Origin of the sequence: Deinococcus grandis, from assembly GCF_001485435.1 — a bacterium.
Classification (GTDB): Bacteria; Deinococcota; Deinococci; order Deinococcales; family Deinococcaceae; genus Deinococcus; species Deinococcus grandis.
On sequence record NZ_BCMS01000001.1, the window covers coordinates 2533731 to 2558549 of the forward strand.

The following is a 24819-nucleotide window of genomic DNA, read 5'->3' on the forward strand; positions in this document are numbered from 1 at the left end:
GTGCTGCTGCCCGAGACGGTCGCCAAGCAGATCATCGCCGACCATCAGCGCCGCCCGCGCCACACCGGAGCGCTGGACGGCGTGCCCGGCGTCACGCTGGACAACCCGGGCTGCGGGGATCAGGTGACCGTCTGGGCCGACGTGCAGGGCGGCCGGATCGGGCAGCTGACCTTCACTGGGAAGGGCTGCGCGATCAGTCAGAGCAGCGCCAGCCTGATGACCGTCGCCCTGACCGGCAAGACCCTGCCCGAGGCGCGGGCGCTGGCCGCCACGTTCCGCGCGATGGTCATGGGCGACGCCGAGGGCACGCCGGACCTGGGCGACCTGCTGGCCCTGGCGGGCGTCAGCCGCCTGCACGCGCGGCGCAAGTGCGCGCTACTGCCCTGGCGGGCGCTGGAACAGGCCCTGGAGGATGCGCCGCACCCGCAGCCCTGAGCGCTGGCGGACGCACCCGGTGTGCGTTCAGGACGCCAGCGCGGGTCATACGGATTCCGTTTGTTTCGTTAACAGATCGGAAAATCACCGATCTGCCAACTCCACGACCGGAACCCGTTTGTCTCCTACTTGCTCCGCTCGGGTTGAAAGTTTTTGCAAACCTTTCAACCGGAGTCCTTATCAGGATTCCACGCCGGGCCGGGGCGTCACCACCCGGCAGAACAGGTCCAGCAGGTCCGGGTCGAACTGCGTGCCGCGCCCGTCACGCAGGACCGCCAGCGCCGACTCGTGACTCATGGCGCGCTTGTAGGGCCGCTCGCTGGTCAGCGCGTCGTACACGTCGCACAGCGCGAACAGGCGCGCCAGCAGCGGCGTCTGCGTGCCCGCCAGGCCGTCCGGGTACCCGCCGCCGTCCCAGCGTTCATGGTGCGAGCGGACCACCTGCTGCGCCTCGGGTTCCAGGAACGGAATGCGGGCCACCAGGGCGGCGCCCAGCGGCGCGTGCCGCTCGACCACCGCGCGTTCCTCGGCGCTGAGCGCGCCGGGCTTGAGCAGCACCGCGTCCGGGATGCACAGCTTCCCGATGTCGTGCAGGGCCGCGCCGCGCCGCAGGGCGGTCAGTTGCGGGCCGCACAGCTGCAGCGCCTCGCCCATGCGCCGCGCGAGGTCCTGCACGCGCTGCGTGTGGCCCTGCGTCTCGAAGTCCCGCGCCTCGAGCGCCACGCCCAGCATGGTCAGCGCGGCGTCCAGCGTGACTTCCAGGTCCGTGACGTGCGCGCGGCCCTCCATGACGCGCGCACCGACACTGGCGAGCATCTGCGCGAGCGCCTCGTCCGGCGTGCGGAAGGGGCGGGGCAGGTCGCGCAGCAGGCACAGCGCGCCCAGCGGGTCGCCCGTGCGCGACAGGAGCGGCACGACCATCAGCGCCCGCCGCTCCGGGTGGCTGACCGGCGGGCGGAACGCGCCGCGCGCCGTGAGGATGTCGTCCACGCGGATCACCTGCCCCGTCGACAGCGCCCGCCACGCCACGCCCTCGCCGCGCGCCAGGGTGGGCGCCTCCAGCGGATTCACGCCCAGCCCGGCCTCGGCCGCCGGGACCAGCGCGTCCGCGTACGGGTCGTACCGCATGAGGAGCGTGTACGTGGTGCGCAGCAGGTCGTGCGCGGTCTCCGCGAGGTGCGCGGCCAGCTGCTCGTCGTCCGCGCGGCTCAGGTGCGCGTGCAGGTGCGACAGCTGCTCCAGTTCCCGCCAGCGGTCCTGGAGTTGCAGCAGCGCCGCGATCTGCTGCGCGAACAGCTCCGCGTCCTGCATCACGCCCGCCGGGAAGGCGTCCTCCTTCGACAGGGAATCGAGGTTCAGGTGCGCGACCACCTCGCCGTCCAGCACGACCGGCACGCACAGGTTCGTGCGCAGCCGCTCACGGTGCCCGGCGCGGTCGAGCCGCTCGCTGTCGTGGGCGGGCAGGACACTGTCCTCGTCCAGCCAGGCGCGCTGCATGTCGCTCATGGTCGCCGCGCGCGGTTTGCCGCGCCGCCAGTCCTCGGCCGGACCGCCGTACCAGCGCAGCTGCGCGGCCTCCGTGAACTCCAGGCCCAGCAGGGCGGGATCGTAGGCGACGACCGCGCACATCCGGAAGCGGTTGCCCTCGCGGATGTTCAGGCTGGCGGCCTCCACGCCGTCCACGGTGTCCACCGCGCCGCGCAGGACCTCCAGCCAGTCGGTGTCCGTCAGGGGGCGGCGCTGCGCGAGCAGCCGCACGGTGGACCGCTGCGACTGCCACAGCGAGTGCCGCGGGCGGATGTCACCCGGCGCGTCCGGGACGGACGCCGGGCGCGGCGCGTGCGGGCTGAGGATCAGGCGGTTGCGGCCGTTCGCCTTGGCGAGGTACAGCGCCTCGTCCGCGCGGTGGCGCAGTTCACCCGGCTGCTCGCGCGGCAGGCGCGTCGCGAGGCCTGCCGAGACGCTCAGGTTCGCCCAGGGCACCTCGCCGGGGTCGGCCAGTCGGGCCTGCACGCGCTCCACGACCGTCCGGGCGGCGGTCTCGCTGCCGAGGTCCAGCAGCAGCGCGAACTCCTCGCCGCTCAGGCGGTACGCGCCCGGCCCGACCTCGTCACGCAGCACCTGCGCGATGTACCGCAGCGCCCGGTCCCCGACGGCCGCGCCGTGCTCCTCGTTCAGGCGGCGGAACTGATCCACGTCCAGCAGCGCCAGCTGACTGCCGCCCGGCAGGCGCGCCAGCCCCTCGTCGAAGGCCTGCCGGTTGCCCAGCCCGGTCAGGTCGTCCTGCCGGGACTGCTGCCGCGCCTCGAAGGTCAGGCGCAGCAGTTGCAGGCGCGCGCTGAGCACGCCCAGCACCGCCAGGGTCGCCAGGCCGTGCAGGGCCAGCATGCCCAGGTACAGCCACGGCGCGAGAATCTGCGCGCCCGGCACGACGAACACCGCCACGCCCACGCCCAGGTAGGGCACGAGCAGCGTCGGCCACTGCGTCACGCGCAGCTGCTTGAGGTTCAGCCGCGAGCGCAGCACGCCCGCCAGCAGCAGGACGCTCAGGGCGTTGGCGAGCGCGACCGCGCCGCCCGTCTCGGAGTCCATCAGGCGCCACGCCACCGGCCCCAGCGCCACCAGCGACCCCGGCCCGATCCCGTAACGCAGCGTGACGAGCGCCACCGGAACGTACCGCAGATCCACCTTCAGGTCCCCGACCGGCGCGCTGTACCACACCAGCAGCAGCGCCGTCAGCGCCGAGAACGCCACCCGGCCCCAGTGGGCCAGCGGCGCCCGCCGCACCGGCCACTCGCGGTACGACAGGCTCAGCACGAACGCGGCGGTGAGGAGCAGGCACAGGTTCAGCAGCACGTCCACCTCGGCACGTGTCCCAGCGTATGCCCTGGCGCCTTACATCCCTCTCACGCGCCGCGCGCCTGAACAGGCCCCCGCCCGGAGAGCGGCGGCCACGTCCACCCGGGGGCCCCAGGGCCCGGCCGCCGCCGCCCGTCCCGCGTGCCCGGGGGGTCCGCTCAGCGACCCCGGAGGGTGCCCTGCACGGCACTCATGAATTCCGCGCGGGTGCGGGCGTCACTCTTGAACAGGCCGCGCATGGCGCTGGTACTGGTGCTGCTGTTCTGCTTCTGCACGCCGCGCATCGCCATGCACAGGTGCACGCCCTCCATCATGACCGCCACGCCCCTGGGCGCGAGGAGTTCCTGCACGGCGTCCGCGACCTGCGTGGTGATGCGCTCCTGCACCTGCAGGCGGCGGGAGTACAAGTCCACGATCCGCGCGAACTTGCTCAGGCCCAGGATCTTCCCGTCCGGGATGTACGCGATGTGCGCCCGGCCGTAGAAGGGCAGCATGTGGTGCTCGCACATGGAGTAGAACTCGATGTCCTTCACGATGACCATCTCGCTGCCGTCCGCCGCGAACACCGCGTCCCCCACCGCCTCGTGCAGCGTCTTCTGGTACCCGGCGGTCAGGAACCCCCAGGCCTTCGCCACGCGGTGCGGGGTTTTCAGCAGTCCCTCACGGTCCGGGTCCTCGCCGATGGCGCCCAGCCACTCGTGCGTCAGGGCGCGCAGGCCCGGCACCTCCTGCTTCTCGTCAGCGGCGCTGATCAGCGGTTCTATCGTCATGACCCTCTCCTTCTCACCCCGCACTCAGCGGCGCGAACATGAATGCGCGGAGTGTAGGCCCCCGCGCGGCCCGTCAACTGTCAAATGCCTTGCAGGCGAAACGGGAGAAGTCCCCCAGTCAGGGAACCCCTCCCGCCCCGGACGCGCCGACTTCAGATCCAGCTGACCTCGCCGTACGTCTGCTCCCGCGCCGGGCCCGCCGAGAAGATCACCACGGGGCAGCCCACGGTCTCCTCAATCAGGTCCAGGTACGCCTGCGCCTCCTTGGCCAGAGTCGCGCGGCTGTCGGCGCCGTCGGTGGTGGCCCAGCCCTTCATCTTCTTCCAGACGGGCTGCCCGTCCGCGTCGTACGCGACGCACACCGGGATCTCGTCCAGGCCCGCCAGGATGTCCATCTTGTTGATGACCAGCCCGTCCAGGCCGTTCACGTCCACCGCGTACTTCAGCAGCGCCAGGTCCAGCCAGCCCACCCGGCGGGCGCGGCCGGTCGTCGTGCCGAACTCGTCCCAGGGCTTGCTGCCGTCCCCACGCAGGCGCAGGATGCCCGCATCGTCGTGCACCTCGGTCACGAACGGGCCGTGCCCGACGCGGGTGTTGAAGGCCTTCGCCACGCCGTACACCTTGTGGATGGCCTTGTGGTTCACGCCGGCGCCCACCAGGATGCCGCCCACCGTGGGGTGGCTGCTGGTCACGAAGGGGTACGTGCCGTAGTTCAGGTCCAGCAGGGTCGCCTGCGCGCCCTCGAACAGCACGTTCCGGCCCTCCCTGATTGCGTCGCGCAGTTGCGCTCCGGTGTCCTGCACGAACGGCGACAGCGCCTCACGCACCGGCGCCAGGGCTTCCATGGCCACCTGCACGCTGGTCCAGCCCGCGTCACGGGTGCTGTTCGGCTTGGCCTCCAGCAGCCGCTCCACGCGCTCGGTCAGCACGCCGTCGTCCAGCAGGTCCCCGAAGCGGATACCGACGCGCCGCGCGCGGTCGGCGTACGCCGGACCGATCCCGCGCCCGGTCGTGCCCACGAAGTCCTTGCGGCCATCCACGAACTTGTGGTGCGGCAGCACCAGATGCGCCCGGTCACTGATCCGCAGGTCCGGGTTCAGGCCACCCGCGATCAGGTTCCGGCGTTCCTCCAGGAACTTGTCCGGGTCGATCACCATGCCGTCGCCCAGCACGCTGACGGTCCCGTCGTGCAGCACGCCGCTGGGCAGCAGGTTCAGCTTGAACGTCTGCCCCTTGGCGGTCACCGTGTGCCCGGCGTTCGCACCACCCTGGTAGCGCACCACGAACTCGGCTTCCGGCGCGAGAAAATCGGTGATCTTCCCCTTGCCCTCATCGCCCCACTGGGCGCCCACAATTGCGATTCCAGGCATCTCAGCCCTCCGGCCACGCGCACAGACTTGCCCCTCCCGCCCGGCCTGAAGCCCGGCAAAAAAAACACGGCGCGCAGCACCGTGCCTCAGTGTACGGGAAATGTCAGCCCATCCGGCGGGACTTGTTTACCGCGGATGGCCCGAGCGTCACAACGCCTCGCCGTTCAGGGTGAGGATCAGTCGCCTGGGGCCCCCGTGGTCGCGGTGTTCGCAGAGGTAGACACCCTGCCAGGTGCCCAGCGCGAGGCGGCCATTCTGCACAGGAAGGGTCAGGCTGGGGCCCAGGAGGCTGGCCTTGATGTGCGCGGCCATGTCGTCCTCCCCTTCCAGGGTGTGCTGGAAGGGTGCCCAGCCGTCGGGCACGGCGTGGTTGAAGTACGTCTCGAAGTCGGCGCGGACGTCGGGGCTGGCGTTCTCGTTCAAGGTGAGGCTGGCGCTGGTGTGCTGAATGAAGACGTGCAGCAGCCCGGCGCGGGTGCGTGCCAGTTCCGGGACGGCCCCGACGATCTCGCGGGTGATGAGGTGGAAGCCGCGCCGCCGCGCGGGCAGGGTCAGGGTGTGCTGGGCCCACATGCCCTTCAGGGTACGGGCCCTTCGGTGGTCAGCGGGCGAGGCCGACGGTCAGGGTGGCCGAGTAGCCCTTGGTGGCGTTCCCGGTGATGGTGGGCAGCTGGGCGGCGTATCCGTCGCTGAAGATGTTGTCGCGGCTCAGGCTGGTCTGCGAGAGGAAGCGGGCGCTGCTGCCGTACGCGGGCTGGGTGTAGGTCTGCTGGCACATGGCCTGCGGGAGGGCCAGCTGTGACGTCTGGATCCGGTTGCGGGCGTTCGTGGCGCTGGCGAGGGTGGGGTACACCTCGAAGTGGATGTGGGGCCAGCGGCCGGGGTAGCACCCCGGGACGATGGTCTGGAAGGTGACGTTGCCGCCCGCGTCGCTGGCCTGCACGCCGCGCAGGTAGTCCTCGCCGACGATAGGGGCGCTGTACATGCTGTAGTTGCCGTCGGCGGTGCAGTGCCAGGCGTACACGGCGTACCCGCGCAGGGGCGCGCAGCTTCCGTTGGTGTTGACGAGTTTCAGCGTGAGGGTCAGGGGCACGCCAGGAGCCACGTTGCCGGTGCCGAGGCTGCGGCGCAGGTCGCGGCGGACGACGCCGCTGCGGGTGAGGACGTTCAGGCTCTGGCCGCTGGCGACCGACCCGTCGGCGGGGTACGGCCCGGCGGTCTCGCTGGGGATGGGAGTGCAGGCGGCACTGGTCCCGGTGGCGGCGCTGACGCGGCTGCTGGCCAGCAGGCCGATGCCGAGCAGGCCCAGGCCCAGCACGTGGCGGCGGTCGAGGACGCTGCGCGCGAGCATGTTCGTGTCGGCCTGCAGGCCCAGGTTGTTCAGGTCGTCGTGGTGGTCGTGGTCGTCGGCGGGGTACGGGCGGATCGGCTCGTTCATGGGAGGCTCCTGTGCGCGCCGGGGATCGTGGGGCGGGTGGTCGCGCTGCACCGTGAATGTAGTCACGGTTGGTTAATTCACGGAGTAATACGGACTCCGATTGAATGGCTGACAAAGCCGTTCAATCCGAGCGGAGCGAGTGGGAGAAAAACGGGTTCCGGGCGTGGAGTTGGCAACCCGGTGTGGTTCCGGGTTGTCAACGAAACAGACGGAATCCGTATAAGACCTCATGCGGGCCGGGTAGCGTCTGGGGGATGCCTGCCTCTGCTGTGCTCCGCTCCTCCGTTCGTCTGATGCGTGGTCTCACGCCGGTGGTGTTGACTGCCGTCATGTCTGCTCCCGCTGCGCTGGCCGCCTCCGCTCCCTCGACGGTCACGGTGCCGGTGTCGGTGCCGCTCTCGGGGGTGCAGGGCGCGGCGAACGCGCGGGTGCCGCTGGAGTTCGCGCGGGTGAACGAGGACCGGTCGTTCCTGGGGGGCCTGCTGCGGGTGTCGCTGTCGGGAACGGTGACGCGGGCGGGGCATGTGCAGGTGCGCTCACTCCCGGACGGGTCGGGTTTGCGGATCAGCGTGCCGATCCGCGCGGCGTTCCGCGCCGAGCCGGGCGGGGTGGGGGCGTTCCTGGCGCAGGACTTCGGGGGTGAGGCGACCGTGGCGCTGACGGTGGTGCCGACCGTGACGCCGGAGTGGGAGGCGGACGTGACGGTGAAAGGGGACTACACCTGGACCGACCCGCTGAGTGTGGAGCTGGCGCAGGGCGTGCGGGTCAGCGTGCAGTCGCTGGTGGACGCGCAGGTGCGGGCACAGCTGGACGCGCTGGCGGCGCAGGTGCGCGCGGCGGTGCGGGAGCAGGCGCGGCTGCGCGAGCGGGCGGGGACCCTGTGGGCGCGGGCGCAGCAGCCGTGGGTGCTGCCCACCCCGGACGCCGCGTACGCGCGGGTGACGCCGCTGAACCTGAGCGTGTCGCCGCTGCGGTTCACGCCGGACGCCCTGAAGCTCACGCTGGGCGCGCAGCTGCGCCTGGACGCCGGGCTGGGCCGCGCGCCCACACAGGCGGCGCTGCCCCTCCCGGCCCTGCGCCGCAGCGACACGCTCAGCCCGGACGTGAACCTCAGCGTGCCGGTGCGTCTCCCCTACCCGGAACTGTCGGCGGCCGCCACGCGGGAGGCGGCGCGGCGCACGCTGACGCTCCCGGTGCCGACCTCGCCGACGCTGCAGGTCACGGGCGTGACGCTGACGCCGCAGGGGGCGCAGCTGAACGCCGCCGTGCAGATGCAGATCAGCGGGCCGCTGGGCCTGCGGCTCAGCGCCACGACGGACGTGCGCGGCACGCCCACCCTGGACGCGGCGGGACAGGTGCTGACGCTGCGGAACGTGACGGTCACGACGCGCCGCGTGGGCCTGACCGGGCGGGTGCTGGCGTGGCTGGCGGACGCCCGCGCGCAGGCGTACGTGACGCAGGCGGCCCGTTTCGACCTGCGGCCCCGCCTGGACGCAGTGCGGGCGCAGGTTCAGGGTCGGCTGCCGTTCTCGCCCGCGCCCGGCGTGACCCTGGGCGGCACGCTGCGCGCCCTGAAGGTCACGGACGTGCGCGTCACGCCGGACGCCCTGGTCGTGACCGGCGAGGCGCTGGGGGCCCTGGACGCCAGTGTGGATGTGGGCCGCGCCGTCCGCTGAGCGTCGGGTCTGGGTGTGCGGGTGGGGCGCTCAGGGCGCACACTGGAATCCTGGTGAGCTTCGGCGGCCAGCAAGGAGTGTCACATGACGGCAGCCAATCTGAGTTTCACCTGGGTTCCGGGGACCATGGACCGCGTGCGCTTCACGCGGGAGGGCCGCACGTACACCGTGTACCTGCGGGACGTGGTGCGTCACGACGTGCAGAGTGACAGTGCGCTGTACCTCAAGGGCCGGGTGGTGCTGCCGGTGTCGGCGGCGCACCTGGGTGAACTGATGGGCCGACTGTGCCTGAACGATGTCCGGAGCGAACCCCGCCGGTCGGCCGTACCGGGGGAGGCGGCGCGGGCCGACCGAGACCCGTGAGCCGTGACTGGAGGGGCGTGGCGGGTGGGGTGACACACGGGCAGGCGTGATCGTGTATACTGCACCCTGTAGTTTTCCAAGTACGCATGATTGAACCGCGCACGAGGCAAGAGCTCGTGCGTGTTTTGCGTGTTGCGAAGACAAGGAGTGGAGTATGGCAGTAGGCATCGTGAAATGGTTTAACGCGGAAAAAGGCTTCGGTTTCATTCAGTCCGAGGGCAGCCCCGACATCTTCGCGCACTTCAGCGCGATCCAGGGCAGCGGCTTCAAGAAGCTGAACGAAGGCGACGAAGTCGAATTCGACATCGAAGACGGCCAGCGTGGCAAGGGCCCCCAGGCCAAGAACATCGTCGTGACGAAGGCCGCTCCCGTGAGCGACTTCGGCGGCCGCCGCAACGACCGCTGGTAAGACCCACCCGGGTCTGAAGGGAGTCCCCGCACGGGGGCTCCTTTTTTCATGCCGTGCGCAGCCTGTTCCCGGTGCAGGCACGCCCGGCGCCGCTTCTGGGGGCGCCCTGTACACTGTCAAGGTTGACGTGCCCCCACGCGGGCGGCGCGGGGAGGACGCTATGGACGAGACGATGAAGGCGCCGCGCAGCCGGGCGCGCATGCTGGAACTGGTGTTCCCGAAGGACACGAACTACCACGGGACCGCGTTCGGCGGGTGGGTGCTGTCCCTGATGGACAAGGCGGCGAGCATCGCGGCGGTGCGGCACGCCGGGGGGAACGTCGTGACGGCCCGCATGGACGGCGTGGATTTCCACGTGCCGATCCGGGTGGGGGACGCCGTTGCGCTGGACGCGCAGGTGGTGCGGGTGGGCCGCACGAGCATGACGATCCGCGTGGACGTGTACCGCGAGCACATGCCGACCGGGGATCAGGAACTCGCCACGACGGGCTTTTTCGTGTTCGTGGCGCTCGATGAGCACGGCAGGCCCCGTCCGGTGCCGCCCCTGCCGGAGGGTCAGGACACGAGTGCCGCCGAGCCGGATTTCGAGGCGCGCCCGTGACCGAGAACGGCGCGCCGCTGCACCTGACGCTGGTGCGACACGGCGCGACCGAATGGAACGGCGCGGGGCGCTGGCAGGGCTGGTCGGACACGCCGCTGGGCGCGGTCGGGGAGGCTCAGGCGGCGCGGCTGCGGCCCCGGCTGGCGGGCCGCTCGTTCGACCGGGCCTTCAGCAGTGATCTGGCGCGCGCGGCCCGCACGGCGGAGCTGAGCCTCCCGGCGGGCACGCCGCTGACGCTGGATGTCCGCCTGCGGGAACTGCACTTCGGGGTGTTCGAGGGCGTCACGACCGACGAGGTCCTGGGTGACGACCGCTACGCGCGGTGGCAGCTGGACCCGTGGGGCACGCCCGCCCCGGACGGCGAGAGCCTGTCGCAGGTGGGCGCCCGCCTGCGCGACTGGGCCGGGGAACTGCCGGGCGGGCGCGTGATCGCGTTCACGCACGGCGCGGCGATCCGGGCGCTGCTGTGCGACCTGTTCGCGTGGCCTGCCCGGCCGCAGCCCGGGTACGTGCTGCCGTTTCCGTACCAGTTGTCCCACACCAGCCTCACCACCCTGACCCGCACCGGGCGGGGGGCAGGGGCACGCTGGGCGCTCGTGACGTACAACGACCACGCGCACCTGGAGTGAGCGGTCGACAGTTGATGGTTGATAGAGGTCGCTTTCTATCAACCATCAACCGTTCACCATCACCCCTGCTGAGGCGGCGCGATTTCGAGTTCGCTGGCGAGTTCGGCGAGGAAGGCGCGCATGGTCAGGGTGCGGCGTCTGGCCTCGGCCTGCCCGGCGGGGGTCAGGAACGTGCCGTCCAGGCGCAGGAGTTTCGTGAAGAAGTGGTCGATGGTGTACGCGAGGTCGTCGGGGTCGCGGTCCTCGGCCCAGGGGTCTCCTGGGTGCATCAGGGCGCGGCCCAGCTGCCCGCCGACGCCCGCGACGCGCAGGACACCCAGTGCGCCCAGCGCGTCGAGCCGGTCGGCGTCCTGTAGCGCGCGGCCCAGCGGGTTGATGGGGGTCGCGCCGCGCGAGTAGCTGTGGTCGCGCACGGCGTCCGCGATGCAGCGGGCGTCGTCCGGGGTGAAGCCCAGGCTGGGCAGCTGGCTCAGGACCGCCTGGGCGCTCAATTCGCTGGCGTGGGCGCGGTCCGGGTGATTCTTGGGGAGGTTCACGACATCGTGCGTCAGGGCGGCGGCGACGGCCAGCGCGGGGGGCTGGTCCGGGGCGCAGCGGATGGTCCAGCGGGCCACGCGGGCCAGGTGAGCGTCGTCGTGCGCGGCGTCGGGCCGCATCTGCGCCTGCACCCACGCCCACGCGGCGGGCAGGCGCGGGTCGAGGGCCAGCAGGGGCTGCAGGGCGTTCATGCGGCGTCCGCCTGGCGGGGCGGCGCGTGCTGCCCGGTGGGCGCGTGGCGAGGGGGGTGGAGGCTGGTCATGTGCGCAGGATAGCGGCGAGCTGGGCGGGGGCCGCGCCCGCCTGGATGAGTGCAGGGTGATAATGTTCACAGTCGGGCGCCGGTTTGTGAAGGCGCTGACACACCCGGGCCGCTAGGCTGGACGCATGACCACCGCAGCGGCCCGGCGCCCCACGATCCTCATCGTGGATGACAGCCCCGGTGTGCTGCATACCCTGGAGTACCTCCTCTCACCGCACCTGACGGTCGTCACGGCCGAGAGCGGCGCCGCGGCGCTGGAGGCCCTCACGCCCGACACGGCCCTGGTCCTGACCGATGTCCGCATGCCCGGCATGAGCGGCGTGGAGCTCGCGCGGCAGCTGCGGCGCACGCACCCGGCGCTGCCCGTGGCGTTCATGACCGGCATCATCGAGGCCGACCTGCGCGCCGAGGCCGAGGCGCTGGAGGTGCTGGACGTGCTGCGCAAGCCCCTGCGGCCCGGCGTGCTGTTCCCGGCGCTGCAGGGCTGGCTGGGCCGCCGGGACGTGCTGCCCGCCGACGCCCCGGACACCCGCCCGCCCCCCAGACCGGCCGCGCCGGCCGCGCCCCACCCGGCAGGAACGCCCGCCCCGACGCCGCGCCCACCCGCGTCCCCGGCCGTCCCGTCGCCCGCCGCCCCCACCGCGCCCGCCCCGCAGGGGGCGCGTGGTGGGGCCGTGGTCGCCGCGCCGCCCACCCCGGACCGGGTGCGGCAGCAGGCGCAGATGTTCGTGGCGGGCCTGAGCGTCCTGCCGGGCGTGACGGCCGCGTGCGCCTTCGACCCCCAGGGGGAACCGCTCACCACCCCGGACCTGCTGAGCGCGCAGGTGGGCACGTACCTGAAGTTCCTGCTGACGGCCGCGCAGACGCTCGCGCCGCACCTGCGGACCGGGCTGCCGCTGAAGGCCGCGCAGCTGGAATTCCAGGACCGCGTACTCGTCGTGTGCCCCTTCGAGGGCGGGTTCGCGGCGGTGCTCGTGCGGGACACGCCGGGGGCGAGCAGCGTGAAGGCCTGGATGCGCAGCCGCATGGGCTGATGCGGATTCCGTTTCTCTGCTGCGCAGCTCTCCGAGTCCGCTCGGGTCGACGGTGTTTGCACACCTCTCAACCGGAGTCCGTATGTGCGGGGCTATGCTGCGGGCATGCTGACCTTCGCGGAGGCCCACGCTCCCGCCGTCCCGGCCGCCGATCACGCCGAGGTGACCCGCCTGCTGGCGCTGGGCACGCCGGGCGTGATCGTGCCGCCCGCGTTCGAGGAGGCCTTCTACCGGGGCGGAAATCTGCCCGAGCAGCTGCGGCGCCTCTTCTCCAAGGTCCGCCCGGCCCGCATCGACGAGGACGCCCTGGAGCCCCTGGCGGCGCAGGCGCAGGCGCTGATCCGCACGTCGTACCTGATGGACGACGCGGTGCAGGCGTTCTACCGCACGCTGGCCCGCGCGTCCTTCCCGGCGGGCGCCGTGGTGCGGGTGCGCCGCCCGGACGCCACACTGGGCGAGGATGCCCCGTTCCTCGCGCCGGGCACGGCGACCCTGCAGGCCATGAAGCGGGTGTGGGCGCAGGACTGGACGTTCGACGCGGTGCTGGAACGCCTGGACAGCGCGGGCAGTGTCGCGCTGGAGGCCCGCAGCACGCTGCTGCACCCGGCCTGAGGGGCGGGCGCAGCGACGCGGGTCCGGGTCAGTTCAGGCGCAGCCAGTAGTAGTCGTACTTCCCGAGGATCATGGCGTAGGGCGTCTCGCCGATGGCGGGGAAGGGGCTGGCCCCGGCCAGCGTGACGGGCACGCGCCCGGCGAACTGTTCGAGGTTCAGGTGGACCGACTGGGCGTTCCCGGCGAAGTTGCTGACGATCAGCAGCGTCTCGTCCCCGGTGCGGCGCGCGAAGGCCAGGATGGCGGGGTTGTCGGTGTCCACGAAGGTCAGGTCGCCCACCGCGAAGGCCGGGTGGCGGCGGCGCAGTTCAAGCTGGCGGCTGGTCCATTTCAGGAGGCTGCTGGGGTCCTGTTCCTGGCTCTGGACGTTCACGCGGCCGTAGCCGTACACGGCGTCCCCGATGGGCGGGAAGAAGCACTGGTCGGGCGTGGCGGTGGAGAACCCGCCGCTCATGCCCGCGTTCCACTGCATGGGGGTGCGCACGCCGTTGCGGTCGGCCAGGGACAGGTCGTCGCCCATGCCGATCTCATCGCCGTAGTACAGGATGGGGCTGCCGGGCAGGGCCAGCAGGACGGTGGTCAGGAGTTCCACGCGGCGCCGGTCGTTGTCCAGCAGCGGGGCGAGGCGGCGGCGGATGCCGACGTTGATCTTCATACGGGTGTCCGGGGCGTACGCGGCGTACATGAAGGCCCGTTCGTCGTCGGTGACCATCTCCAGGGTCAGTTCGTCGTGGTTGCGCAGGAACGTCACCCACTGTCCGAACGCGGGGATGGCGGGCAGGCGTTCCATGATCTCGCGGATGGAGGTGGTGTCCTCCTTCTTCAGGCTCATGTACAGGCGGGGCATGACCGGGAAGTTGAAGCACATGTGGAATTCGGGGTCGGCGTCGGTGCCGAAGTACTCCACGACCTCCTCGGGCCACTGGTTCGCCTCGGCCAGCAGGACGCGGCCGGGGTAGTCCTGGTCGACCATGCGCCGGAAGCGTTTGAGGATGTCGTGCGTTTCGGGCAGGTTCTCGCAGCTGGTGCCCTCGCGCTCGATCAGGTAGGGCACGGCGTCCACGCGGAAGCCGTCCACGCCGAGGTCCAGCCAGAATCGCGCGGCCTGGAGGATCTCCTCGACGACCCGGGGGTTGTCGTAGTTCAGGTCCGGCTGGCTGGAGAAGAAGCGGTGCCAATAGTAGCGGCCGCTCTGCTCGTCCAGCGTCCAGTTGCTGGTCTCGGTGTCGGTGAAGATGATGCGGGCCCCGGCGTACTCGCTGCCGGTGTCGCTCCAGACGTAGTAGTCGTGGTACTCGTTGGGGCTGCCGTCCGGGAGGGTCGGGCCGCGCCGGGCCGCCTGGAACCAGGGGTGGTCGCTGCTGGTGTGGTTGGTCACGAAGTCCGTGACGACGCGCAGGCCACGCGCGTGCGCCTCGCGCAGGAAGACCTTGAAGTCGTCCAAGGTGCCCAGGTCCGGGTGGATGCCCACGTAGTCGGCCACGTCGTAGCCGTCGTCGCGCAGGGGGCTGGGGTAGCACGGCAGGATCCACAGGACGTCCACGCCCAGGCCGCGCAGGTAGTCGAGTTTGCCGGTCAGGCCGGGGAAGTCGCCCTTGCCGTCGCCGTTGCCGTCCGCGAAGGTGCGGACCGAGAGTTCGTAGAAGACGGCGCTCTTGTACCACTCCGGGGCGGGGGTCTGGGTCATGATCCGGAGTCTAAGACACGTCCGGGCTGGAAGCGCTGCCACGCCGTTGGGGGTGCCCTCACCCGACCTCATCCGCGCGGGGGTCCCCGCCGCCCAACCACATGGCATGAAAAAACCCACCCTTTCGGGTGGGTGTTCTGGCTGGGGCACTAGGACTCGAACCTAGATCGACAGTGTCAGAGACTGGTGTCCTGCCATTAGACGATGCCCCAACACGGGTCCTGCTGTCGCTTCGCCGTCGGGTGAAGCGTGGGGAAGTATAGAGGCCCCTGCGCGCATTCGTCAAGCACCCCCCTCCAGCGCCGGGCGGGGGCCCGTCAGGGCGGACACGCGGCAAGTATCGCTGGACCGCGTTTAGATCGCAGTTGCCGCAAGTCCTTTGACTCTGGTACACTGAGGTGTTGCCGCGCCGTATGCACCCGGTCCACCGGACCGGACCCGCACGGGAAGCAGGTATCAGGCTGGCGTGCGGCCCCCGTGCCACACGCCCAGGAGGACAGGAGTTCATGGAAGACAACACCCAGACCCCCGCCCAGCAAGGCGGGACTCAGCCCACGACGGGCACCACCCCCAGCACCCCTACCCCCGTGGAGGAGCGCGAGTACCCCGCGATGACCATGGAGGACATCCTCGCCAGTGAGGCGCAGGAGCCCCAGAACGTCAGCCGCGGCGACATCGTCGACGGGACCATCGTGTTCATCGGCCAGGAAGGCATTGCCGTGGATATCGGCGCCAAGGTCGAAGGCATCATTCCCCTGAACCAGCTGGGCGACGAGCCCGTCACGCTGGAGCAGGCCCAGGAAATGTACAAGTCCGGCGAGCAGATCGAGGCGTACGTCGTGCGCGTCGACCTGCCCAACAGCCAGATCGTCCTGTCCAAGAAACGGGCCGATCAGGACAAGGGCTGGCGCGTCCTGGAGAAGATGCAGGAAGCCGAGGAAGCCTTCGAAGTCGAGGTGCTCGAGAAGGTCCGTGGCGGTCTGGTCGCGCAGGTCGAGGGCATCCGCGCCTTCCTGCCCGCGTCGCAGGTGGACACCCGCCGCGTGAACGACCTCGACCCCTACGTGGGCAAGCCCCTGATGGTCAAGCTCATCGAGCTGAACCGCAAGCGCAACCGCGTGATCATCAGCCACCGCGCCATCCTGGAAGCCCAGAAGGCGCAGGCCCGTGAAGCCACGGTCGGCCAGCTGGAAGCCGGCGCGCAGTTCGAAGGCGAAGTCGTCGAAATCACCGACTTCGGCGTGTTCGTGAACCTGGGCGGCATCGACGGCCTTGTTCACCGCAGCGAACTGACCTACGGCCGCTTCAACCACCCCCGCGACGTGGTCAAGGTGGGCGACAAGGTTCAGGTGCAGGTCATGGACGTGGACAACGACCGTGAACGCATCAACCTGAGCATGAAGGCCCTCACCCAGGACCCCTGGGAAGGCGCCACTGACCGCTACAGCATCGGCCAGAAGGTCACCGGCAAGGTCACGAACCTCACCAACTTCGGTGCGTTCGTCGAACTCGAAAGCGGCCTCGAAGGTCTGGTGCACGTCAGCGAGATGAGCTGGACCAAGCGCGTCCGTCACCCCAACGAAGTGATGAAGGAAGGCGACGAGGTCGAAGCCGTCATCCTGCGCATCGATCCGAAGGACCGCCGCATCAGCCTGGGTATTCGTCAGACCACGGACGATCCCTGGAGCGCCCTGCCTGACCGCTACCCGCCCGGCACCCCCGTGAAGGGCAAGATCACCGGCATGACCGACTTCGGCGTGTTCATGGAGATCGAAGAAGGCATCGAGGGCCTGATCCACATCAGCGAACTCGACCTGAACCGCGTCAACAACCCCGCCGACCTGTTCAAGAAGGGCGACGAGATCGAAGCCGTCATCCTGAACATCGACCCCGTCGAGCAGCGCGCCAGCCTCAGCCGTCGCCGCTTCCTCGGTGGCGGCGCGGCCCCCACCCAGCGTGACTACGTCAGCCAAGGTGGCGGCGCCCGCAGCGACCGCTACAGCGGTGGCCAGGGTGGTCAGCGCGGCGGTGGCCGTCGCCGTGAAGGTGGCGCCGACTACGCCTACAACGCCAAGGACGCCCAGCAGGGCGGCAAGATCAGCACCAAGCTCGGCGACGTGTACGCCGACCTGTTCGCCCAGTTCGGCCTGGGCGGCGACAAGAAGACCGAAGAAGAGCAGGGCTAACCCCCCTCTTCAAGGCCCCCCGGTGTCCGCACCGGGGGGTTCTTGTTGGTCTGGATAGATTGGTCCGGACGGAAAGGAGGGGAGGCCACACTATGGGCCTCCCCTTCCCCCACTTTCGACCTGAGTTACAGCGGGTGCCGCGCCGCCGCGAAGGTTCCCTGCGCGCTGAAATCCCCCGGGATCTTCATGTACTCGCCGTCGGCGTTCAGTTCCCACGAGCCACGCGTGTCGGCCCACTCGGTGTCCAGGATGCTCAGGAACGCCTCGCGGTGCCGGTCGTCCAGCACGGGCGCGATCACCTCCACGCGGCGGTCCAGGTTGCGGCTCATCCAGTCGGCACTGCCGAAGTACACCTCGGGGCTGCCGCCGTTCCCGAAGGCGTACACGCGGGCGTGTTCCAGGTAGCGGCCCAGCAGGCTGCGCACCCGCACGTTCTGCGACAGGCCCGGCACGCCCGGGCGCAGGCAGCACACCCCACGGATGATCAGTTCCACCCGCACGCCCGCCTGCGCGGCGCGGCACAGCGCCTCGACCATGCCCGGGTCGGTCAGCTGATTCACCTTCACGCGCACCCAGGCGTCCAGACCGTCGCGGGCGTGCGCGGCCTCGCGGTCCAGCAGCGCCTCGAAGCCTGTGCGGGCCGTGTCCGGCGCGACCAGCAGGTGCGTGTATTCGGCTTCGGCGTAGCCGGTCAGGTGGTTGAACAGCTCCGCGACGTCCGCGCCCAGATCCGGGTTGGCGGACAGCAGGCTCAGGTCGGTGTACAGCCGCGCGGTCTTCGCGTTGTAGTTCCCGGTGCCGATGTGCACGTAGCGGCGCAGGCCACCGTCCTCGCGGCGGACGATCATGGTGACCTTCGCGTGGGTCTTCAGGCCCGCCACGCCGTACACGACGTGCGCCCCGGCCCGCTCCAGTTTGCGCGCCCAGGAGATGTTGCGCTGTTCGTCGAAGCGCGCCTTGAGTTCGATCAGCGCCACGACCTGCTTGCCGTTCTCCGCGGCCGTGCGCAGCGCCGCGAGCAGGCGGGGATCATCCCCGGTGCGGTACAGCGTCTGCTTGATCGCCAGCACCTGCGGGTCACGGCTGGCCTCCTCCAGGAAATCGAGGATGTTCGTGAACCCGTCGTACGGGTGGTGCAGCAGCACGTCCCCGTCGCGCAGCGTGTCGAAGATGCCGCTGTCCTCGTCACCGTCGAGGTCCGGCACGGCGGGCGCGAACTCCGGGAAGCTCAGGTCCGGGCGTTTCACCGGCAGACCCATCAGGTCCGCCGAGCCGAGCGGGCCGTCGAGCAGGAAGATATCCTCCGGCGCGAGCCGCAGCCGCTCCTGCAGGAAGGCCGTGATGCCCGGCGGGGTGTCGCGCATGACCTCCAGCCGCACCGCCGACCCGAAGCGCCGCCGCCGCAGGCCGTCCTCGATGGTGGCGAGCAGATCCTCGGCCTCCTCCTCCTCGAACTCGTAGTCGGTGTTGCGGGTCACGCGGAACGCGTGCGCGGCCAGCACGGTGCGGCCCTTGAACAGTTCGCCGATGTGCGCGGCGATCACGTCCTCCAGCAGCAGGATCGTGTTGGCGATGCACACCGCGCGCGGCAGCACCCCCACCGGCACCTTCACCCGCGCGAATTCCGGGTCCTCCCCGTCGCCGCCCTCCAGCAGCACCGCGAGGTTCAGGCTCAGGTTGCTCAGGTACGGAAACGGGTGGCTGGGGTCCACGACCAGCGGCGTCAGAACCGGCTGGATCTCCGCGAGGTAATGTTCGCGCAGCTGCGCCCGCGCCCGCTTGCCCAGGTCCGACACCCGCGCGAAGCGCACGCCCGCCGCGTTCAGGTCACGCAGGGTCTTGCGGGTCACCCGTTCGATCTCGCGCAGCATGCTCTGCGTCCGCTCCCGCACGAGCGCCAGCGTCTCGCGGGGCAGCAGGCCGTCCGGGCCCGGCGTGTTCACGCCCGCCGCGATCTGGCGGTGCACGCCCGCCACGCGCACCATGAAGAACTCGTCGAGGTTGCTGCCGCAGATCGCCGCGTACTTCAGCCGCTCCAGCGGCGGGTTGCGCTCGTCCCGCGCCTCGGCCAGCACCCGCTCGTTGAACGCCAGCCACGACAGCTCGCGGTTCAGGAACGGACTCTCGGGGTTGGCGACCGCGCTGTGGGTCCGCACGTCGCCCCCTCCGGGTTCCTCCTTCCGCCGCGGGCGGCCACGAGAGGAAACGGAACGGGCAGGCAGGGACTTTTCAGCAGGCACAGTCATGACTCCTTGAGCAGTAAACGGGGTGAAGGTCAGCGGGCCGTCACCGCATTACAGCACGGCCCACCCACACGCGCCCCCTCACCGCGCCCACCGGGCCACCGACAGGCTCAGGCCACGGGTTCGGGCCGCGCCTGCGGGACGTCCTCGATCTCTTCCGCGTCCCCGGCCTCCTGCGCGGCGAGCATCACGTCCCGGAAGGCCCGCACCGCCTCCTGCAGGAACGACAGGTACCGCGGCAGGGCCGCCACGAACTCCTGCGGCTGCGCGTGTAGCACCTCCACGCCCGCCCACACGTCGCCGTCCACGGTGTGCAGCTTCACCAGCTTCGCCTCACGGTTCACGGCGTCACACGCGAACAGCGCCTGCCCGTACTCCTCGTCGGACTCCAGCGCCCAGAAGTTGGGGAACAGCAGGTGGTAGAACGTCGCGTCGTCCCCCTGCACGGGCACGTAGTACTGCCCGCCCTCGAACATGAACGCCAGCCCGGACTCCGCGTCGGCCTGCACCGCGAAGCCCAGCGCCCCCAGCGCGTCCCGCACCGCCGCCAGCCCCTCGGGCAGCGTCACCGCTGGCCGGGGCGGGGGGGCGACCTTCACGACCTTCTTCTTCACCGTCTGCGCAGCCATGTCACTCCTCCAGTCCACACCCGCCCACGCCGGGGCGGATGGACTTCTCAGTTAGGTCGGTTCGCCTCGTCCGAGTACAGCTCCTGCGGGAATTCCTCCGCGAGGAACGTCATGTACCGCATGTTCAGCAGGTGCCGCGTCGCCACCCGCTCGAACGCCGCGCCGTTCTCCTCGGTCTTCGCGTTCCCGAACCCGTACTCACCCACCACGAACGTCCCGTCCGGCCGGAAGTACGCAATCGCAGACCCGGCCGGATCACGGAAGTTCCAGCCGCTGTCCGCCGCGTTCCCCGGCTCCCGCACCAGCTGCGCGAGCCGCTCCTGAATCCGCACGTACCGCCCGTCATCCAGCGCGGCGTGACGAAAGCCACGCGTCGCCGTCTCGACCATATACCCGAAGCGCCACCCGAAGAACCGCACGTCGAAGCGCAGCGGCCCCGACGCGAGCAGGATCGACGTCGCATCCCGGCTCAGTTCCTCGGCCTGGTACTTCTTGCGCATGAACACCGCGAACGCATCCGACACCGTCGGGTACACGTTGAAGCCCTCGCCGTAATGGAAGCCGCCCAGCCACTGCGACACGCTGGGCCGCACAGCCTCCGTGAACGGCAGCCCCAGGTACGCCCGCGCCGCCATCACGCCCTCTTCCAGCATGAACAGCGCCACGTCGATCAAGGTGTCGGCCCGGAACTGCCGGTCGAAACCTGCCGACTCCACGCCCAGCACCAGCTCGCCGGACACCGGATCGAACAGCGCCCGCACCCCCGCGCACGTCGAGCACACGTGATCGATGCAGCGGTACGCGAACGCCTTCTCCGCCACCGACCCCGCCCGCAGAATGTTGCACTCCGGCACCCGCGTCGTCAGAGACAGACCGAGCGCATTGCGGATGAATGGCGCCTCGACATGAATTCCCCGGTAGTCGAATTGAACGTCCTCGGTCTCTTCATCCATCTGGTAGTTCGAGAGAGTGTCATCGAGTTTCGCCATCTCATGCATGACCAGATTGGCCGAGAGGCGCATCTCCCCCACCTCGACACCCTGGCGCAGATGCGGTTCCGCCTGCTTCTTCCTGAACAGGCCGAACATCAGTCTCCGGCCTTCATGTTCGCCTGCTTGCTCATGTCATCCACGATGTCGTCCGGGTTCAGGCTGGGGAAGACTTCCTTGAGGATGTCCTCGGCGACCTTCAGCAGGCCATTGGCCTCTTCCTCGGTGGCTTTCTTCTTAGGCTTCTCGTCCTGCTCGCCCTTGAGTTCCTTCGCCTTGGCCTTCACGGGCGCGGCGATGGCCGACTCGGCGGCCTTGCTGAGGACCTCGTCCACGGCCTCGGATCCCACGGTGACCACCGACGCCAGCGGCGTGGTGCTGCGCAGCGCCTGGATCACCTTGCCGTACTTCTCGATCCGCTCGTTGATCGGCACGCGGGCCGGGGTGGTCAGCGCCATGCCCAGCCGCTCGAACGCGCCCCTGTCGGCAGCGTTCTTCCCGAAGTACCGCTCCATGGCCTTCTTCGACGCGTTCAGCGCCTCGGTCTTCATGGCCAGCGTCTGGAGGTTTGTGGACGGATGGCGAGCGACGAACGTCTCGGCCTGACGGGTCAGCAGGTCGGCGGCCTTCGTCACCTCCTGATCGGCACGCAGTTGCGCGTCACGCTTGATACTCTGCCTCATCTGGTCACTTATCGCAGCGCTGTTTCCACTCCGGCGTGCCAGCAGGGCCGCCTCGGTGTCCTGCGCGACCTTGTCCCGCAGGCGTTTCTCGGCCAGGGCGCGGGCGTGAGCGACTTCCGCCCCGTACGTCAGGGGGGCGCCCTGCTCGGCCAGGGCCTTGAAGTCCGCCTGGACGCTGCCGTGGCGGCCCAGCAGGCGCGAGAGGTCCTTGTTCAGGTCGTGGCTGGCGTCCGTCCAGACCTTGTTCAGGTGCGTGCGGATGGCGGTGCCGCTGGCGCGGAATTCCACGATGGCCTTGGCGACGTGCCCGTCGGGATTGCGGGCGATCAGGTCGTCGAGGCGCTGGACGGTGGTTTCCTTGAGGTGCCGGGCGTGCCGGGCGACGCTGGTCTGGCTGATCTTGCCGCCCAGGGTGGCCTTCCAGGCGTCCACGCGGTCGGCGGCCTTGACGCGGCCGTTCGTGAGTTTGCGGCTGAGGGTGTTCCCGGCGCCGTCCACGGCGTCCCTCAGCTTCCGGGCGGCTTTCAGGATGGGGCTCTGGCGGACGTGGTTGCGCAGGCCCGTCAGGAGGGTGCGGTCGAGGGTGCGCAGGCCCTGCACGCCCTTGCGGACGGTGCCGGTGATGGCGTCTGCGCCCTTGCTGGCGAGTTTCCGGAGGGTGGGCGTCTGGGCTTTCAGGTACGCGCGGGCCTGCCGGGCGCGGCGGGTGGTCATGACGCGGACCTTGCGGGCGGCGTAGCCGACCTTCGCGGAGGCGTTGCCGGCGGCGGTCGTGACGGCATTCTTGACGTTGGTGGCGGCGCGGGCCACGGGTTGCGTGAGGTACTTCTGCGCCAGTCGCCCGGCGTTCTTCAGGACCGTTTTCGCACCGGCAGGCAGGACGCGCCGGGCGAGTTTCGCGGCGGCCTTCCCGCTTCCTTTCACGGCGCCCTGTGCGAGGTGCGCCAGTCCCCGCGCGGCGGGCGTGAGCCCCTTGCCGAGAGCGCGGCCCACGCCGACGACGGCCTTCCCGGCGAACTTGAATACGGGGCCGCCCACGCTGCCCACGATGGCGTCCACGGCGATGCTCCTGGCGGTGACGCCCTGGAAGGCGGCGCGCTCCTTGAACGTGTACTTCTTGTCCTTCTGCGCCTTGGCTTTCGCGGCGGCGTTGAAGACCTTGTTTTCCACGACCTGCGCGGCGATGCCGCCCCCGGCGCTGATCCCGGCCGCCAGGGCCAGCGCGGGCGCCGTGAGTGCCCCGCCGGTGGCGACGGTGACAGCCGCGACGGCGGTCAGGGCGACGCCCTTCCAGAATTTCGCCTTGCCTTCCGGCGTGGCGTACCACTTCCGGAACTGCTCGACCTTGGCCCCGGCGAACTTCCCGACGGCTTTCGCGCCATTGATGACCCCCTTGACTGGGTTCTTCACGAAGCCGGCGGCGCCCTTGACGACCTTCTTCGCGCCCTCCAGCAGGCCCGGCAGGTTCTTCGCGGCGCTGGCGTGCAGGCCGGTCAGCTGCTTGCGGAAGAACCCCATGACCCCCCCGGCCTCGCGGGGCGGCGCGGCGGGACGACCCGTGACCTTCAGGTTCGGTGTTGGCAGCGTCCTGGGTGTGGTTTTGCGCGCGCCGGGCGGCAGTTGCGGCCCGATCATCGGCGCGGCCTTCACGCCCCTGCGGGGCGCGGCAGGCGTGCGCCCCACCTTCAGCGGGGCAGGCTGAGCGGGACGCGCGGCGGTCTTGGCGGTGGGCTGTTTCGGCTTGGCCTTCTGGCCCTTGCGTTGCGGTTGTTCGAGCATGACGGCACCTGCTGGAATCGAATCGGGGGACAGCGCGGCAGAGTGGACACGCCAGTCTAGAGGTGACCACCCGTTCACACAAACGGAAATGACCGGCCATGCAGACCGGTCAACCCTCCATGAAGCCGCGCTGCTCTGCCGCGTTACGCCTGTGCGCCGCCCGGCACGATCCGCGAGGCGTCCACACCCAGGCGGTCCAGCGCCGACTGCCAACGCTCCTCGGCGGGCACATCCCACAGCAGATCCGGCGTGGACTGTTCCACCCACACCCACGTCCCCTCGCGCGCCTCCTCGGTCAGCTGGCCCGGACCCCACCCGGCGTACCCCAGCACCAGCATGAACGGCTGCCCGCTACGCTCCACCGCCCGCAGCACATCCAGACTACTGGACACCGTCAGGCCCGGCAGAAGGCGCAGTTCGCCCTCCATGTCCACCGGCTGCGCGTACAGACACCAGCCCAGCGTCGGGTCCACCGGACCGCCCAGCCACGCCACCTCCGGGTGCCCCGTCAGTTCCGGCATCAGCTCCTGCACGCTCTGGGTCATGGGCGCGTTCACGATCAAGCCCATCGCGCCCTTCGTGTCGTGCTCCAGCAGCAGGATCACGGTTCCCTCGAACAGGCTGCCGCGCAGGTGCGGGCTGGCCACCAGGAACGTCACGGGCGCACTCATACCGACAGGATAGCGCGACCCACGCGGGCATTCAGGCCCATTCAGTATGTGATGCGGCGCGTGATGGTCATGAACGTCTGCCCCTGCATGGTCCCGACCTGCCGCACCCAGTTGCCCCGCGCGTCGTACTCGATCCGCCACTGTTCCTGCACGTCTCCCAGGTCGGCCATCTCGATGTGCGTCACGCGCCCGGCCGCATCGGTGGTCAACAGCACGGCTGGAAGGGTCTGCCCGTTGGCTGTCTCCTCGACTCGGATGCCTGAGCCGCCCGGGGCGTAGATGTAGGTGGACTGCCGCGTGTTTCGCAGCCCCGACCCGGGGAGGGTCGCGACGATCTCCCTGCTGATCAGGCGGCCTTCCGTGTCAAGTTGTGCGGCGGTCACCTGACTGATGAGCCCGGCGCGGGTGACTCGCTCCACCACCTGCCGTTTCGCTGCGGAATACGTGCAGCTGACCTGTTCCTTCATCGCCTGGAGGGTCTGGTCCTCCCAGACGCCGCTGTAGGCGGTCAGCCGCCCCTGAGTGTCGAAGGTCAGCGTGATCGGCTCGCGCGGCTGCTTCTGCAACTGCGCGAGCGTGACACTCCTCCCGCTGAACACGCCCTCCAGGCCGACCCAGGCACGTTGGTACCCGGCCTGGCCGGTCAGGGTGAGCAGCGTCCAGGTCTGGTCACCGGGAGCGCGGGTCTGCACCTGCGTCATCCGGCTGCCCTGGAAGGTGAACGTGCGCGTGGTGGTGCGGGCGGGTTCGTCCGGCGCGGCAGGGTCGGAGACGCGACGTTCCTCGGTGACCTGACGGGGCGCGCCCTGGAAGCGGGGCAGCAGCGTACGGTCCTCGCCCGGCACGTCGTAACAGTACGCGGCGTGGGCAGTGGTCAGGGTGGTCAGGAGGAGCAGGGGGAGCAGGCGGCGCATGTCCTGGCAGGATAGTGCGATGGCGTGCGCGCGGCGTGCAAAA

22 protein-coding genes and 1 tRNA gene are annotated in these 24819 nt (G+C 70.2%); 9 read left to right on the forward strand and 14 right to left on the reverse strand.

The genetic code is table 11. From position 1 onward, the window contains the following. Entirely contained in the window at positions 1–435 is a 435-nt protein-coding gene (gene sufU / locus DEIGR_RS12320; protein WP_236704741.1) for a Fe-S cluster assembly sulfur transfer protein SufU, read from the forward strand. 180 nt (positions 436–615) lie between these two features. Here sufU and DEIGR_RS20870 read toward each other — a convergent pair whose 3' ends face one another. From DEIGR_RS20870 to DEIGR_RS12345, 5 genes are all read right to left on the reverse strand, one after another. Continuing rightward, positions 616–3291: an HD domain-containing phosphohydrolase gene (locus tag DEIGR_RS20870; protein ID WP_160329934.1), complete on the reverse strand. Its 2676-nt coding sequence runs from the start codon at positions 3289–3291 to the stop codon at positions 616–618. Positions 3292–3452: 161 nt separating this feature from the next. Next, positions 3453–4064, reverse strand: a complete 612-nt coding sequence (gene folE, locus DEIGR_RS12330; RefSeq protein ID WP_058978711.1) for a GTP cyclohydrolase I FolE — start codon at positions 4062–4064, stop codon at positions 3453–3455. A gap of 152 nt (positions 4065–4216) precedes the next feature. Next, complete coding sequence (locus DEIGR_RS12335) at positions 4217–5434, reverse strand: adenylosuccinate synthase (RefSeq protein ID WP_058977671.1); 1218 nt, start codon at positions 5432–5434, stop codon at positions 4217–4219. Positions 5435–5581: 147 nt separating this feature from the next. After that, the gene (locus tag DEIGR_RS12340; protein WP_058977673.1) at positions 5582–6007 is read right to left on the reverse strand and encodes a secondary thiamine-phosphate synthase enzyme YjbQ; all 426 of its coding nucleotides are present in this window, start codon (positions 6005–6007) and stop codon (positions 5582–5584) included. Between the two features lie 28 nt (positions 6008–6035). Then, the gene (locus DEIGR_RS12345) at positions 6036–6872 is read right to left on the reverse strand and encodes an intradiol ring-cleavage dioxygenase (RefSeq protein ID WP_058977675.1); all 837 of its coding nucleotides are present in this window, start codon (positions 6870–6872) and stop codon (positions 6036–6038) included. A 329-nt stretch (positions 6873–7201) separates the two neighbouring features. Here DEIGR_RS12345 and DEIGR_RS12350 point away from each other — a divergent pair, with 329 nt between their 5' ends. From DEIGR_RS12350 to DEIGR_RS12370, 5 genes are all read left to right on the forward strand, one after another. Next, the gene (locus tag DEIGR_RS12350; protein ID WP_236704742.1) at positions 7202–8548 is read left to right on the forward strand and encodes a DUF4403 family protein; all 1347 of its coding nucleotides are present in this window, start codon (positions 7202–7204) and stop codon (positions 8546–8548) included. Positions 8549–8632: 84 nt separating this feature from the next. Beyond that, positions 8633–8911 carry a hypothetical protein gene (locus DEIGR_RS12355; RefSeq protein ID WP_058977679.1) on the forward strand — a complete coding sequence of 93 codons (279 nt, stop codon included), beginning with the start codon at positions 8633–8635 and terminating at the stop codon, positions 8909–8911. A gap of 154 nt (positions 8912–9065) precedes the next feature. Next, complete coding sequence (locus DEIGR_RS12360; protein ID WP_046844300.1) at positions 9066–9320, forward strand: cold-shock protein; 255 nt, start codon at positions 9066–9068, stop codon at positions 9318–9320. Positions 9321–9480: 160 nt separating this feature from the next. Beyond that, positions 9481–9921, forward strand: coding sequence for an acyl-CoA thioesterase (locus DEIGR_RS12365; protein WP_058977681.1), 441 nt, complete (start codon positions 9481–9483; stop codon positions 9919–9921). After that, positions 9918–10550 (forward strand): histidine phosphatase family protein, encoded by a 633-nt coding sequence (locus DEIGR_RS12370; protein WP_236704743.1) that lies wholly within the window; start codon positions 9918–9920, stop codon positions 10548–10550. The genes DEIGR_RS12365 and DEIGR_RS12370 overlap by 4 nt, the downstream gene beginning before the upstream one ends. 59 nt (positions 10551–10609) lie before the next feature. On the opposite strand, the gene DEIGR_RS12375 is transcribed toward DEIGR_RS12370, so the two are convergent. Then, positions 10610–11278 (reverse strand): HD domain-containing protein, encoded by a 669-nt coding sequence (locus DEIGR_RS12375; RefSeq protein ID WP_058977683.1) that lies wholly within the window; start codon positions 11276–11278, stop codon positions 10610–10612. A 196-nt stretch (positions 11279–11474) separates the two neighbouring features. Between DEIGR_RS12375 and DEIGR_RS12380 the strand changes: the two genes are divergently transcribed. After that, positions 11475–12383 carry a response regulator gene (locus DEIGR_RS12380; RefSeq protein ID WP_058977685.1) on the forward strand — a complete coding sequence of 303 codons (909 nt, stop codon included), beginning with the start codon at positions 11475–11477 and terminating at the stop codon, positions 12381–12383. Positions 12384–12488: 105 nt separating this feature from the next. Then, a complete protein-coding gene (locus DEIGR_RS12385; protein ID WP_058977687.1) occupies positions 12489–12995 on the forward strand; it encodes a hypothetical protein in 507 nt (168 codons plus the stop codon). A gap of 28 nt (positions 12996–13023) precedes the next feature. Here DEIGR_RS12385 and treS read toward each other — a convergent pair whose 3' ends face one another. Then, positions 13024–14682 (reverse strand): maltose alpha-D-glucosyltransferase, encoded by a 1659-nt coding sequence (gene treS, locus DEIGR_RS12390; RefSeq protein ID WP_058977689.1) that lies wholly within the window; start codon positions 14680–14682, stop codon positions 13024–13026. Between the two features lie 138 nt (positions 14683–14820). Next, positions 14821–14894 (reverse strand) — tRNA-Gln (locus DEIGR_RS12395). A gap of 294 nt (positions 14895–15188) precedes the next feature. On the opposite strand from DEIGR_RS12395, the gene DEIGR_RS12400 reads away from it, so the two are divergent. Beyond that, on the forward strand, positions 15189–16868 hold the full coding sequence (locus tag DEIGR_RS12400; protein ID WP_046844297.1) for a 30S ribosomal protein S1: 1680 nt from the start codon (positions 15189–15191) through the stop codon (positions 16866–16868). 125 nt (positions 16869–16993) lie between these two features. Here DEIGR_RS12400 and ppk1 read toward each other — a convergent pair whose 3' ends face one another. The 6 genes from ppk1 to DEIGR_RS12430 form a co-directional block, all read right to left on the reverse strand. After that, complete coding sequence (gene ppk1 / locus DEIGR_RS12405) at positions 16994–19114, reverse strand: polyphosphate kinase 1 (protein WP_083524047.1); 2121 nt, start codon at positions 19112–19114, stop codon at positions 16994–16996. 107 nt (positions 19115–19221) lie between these two features. After that, positions 19222–19740 carry a hypothetical protein gene (locus DEIGR_RS12410; RefSeq protein ID WP_058977691.1) on the reverse strand — a complete coding sequence of 173 codons (519 nt, stop codon included), beginning with the start codon at positions 19738–19740 and terminating at the stop codon, positions 19222–19224. A 47-nt stretch (positions 19741–19787) separates the two neighbouring features. Then, complete coding sequence (locus DEIGR_RS12415) at positions 19788–20828, reverse strand: hypothetical protein (RefSeq protein WP_058977693.1); 1041 nt, start codon at positions 20826–20828, stop codon at positions 19788–19790. Next, positions 20828–23191, reverse strand: coding sequence for a hypothetical protein (locus DEIGR_RS12420; protein ID WP_058977695.1), 2364 nt, complete (start codon positions 23189–23191; stop codon positions 20828–20830). Before DEIGR_RS12420 ends, DEIGR_RS12415 begins: the two co-directional genes overlap by 1 nt. 143 nt (positions 23192–23334) lie before the next feature. Beyond that, a complete protein-coding gene (locus DEIGR_RS12425) occupies positions 23335–23862 on the reverse strand; it encodes a YqgE/AlgH family protein (protein ID WP_058977697.1) in 528 nt (175 codons plus the stop codon). Positions 23863–23903: 41 nt separating this feature from the next. Continuing rightward, positions 23904–24776: a hypothetical protein gene (locus DEIGR_RS12430; RefSeq protein WP_058977699.1), complete on the reverse strand. Its 873-nt coding sequence runs from the start codon at positions 24774–24776 to the stop codon at positions 23904–23906. Positions 24777–24819: the final 43 nt, after the last annotated feature.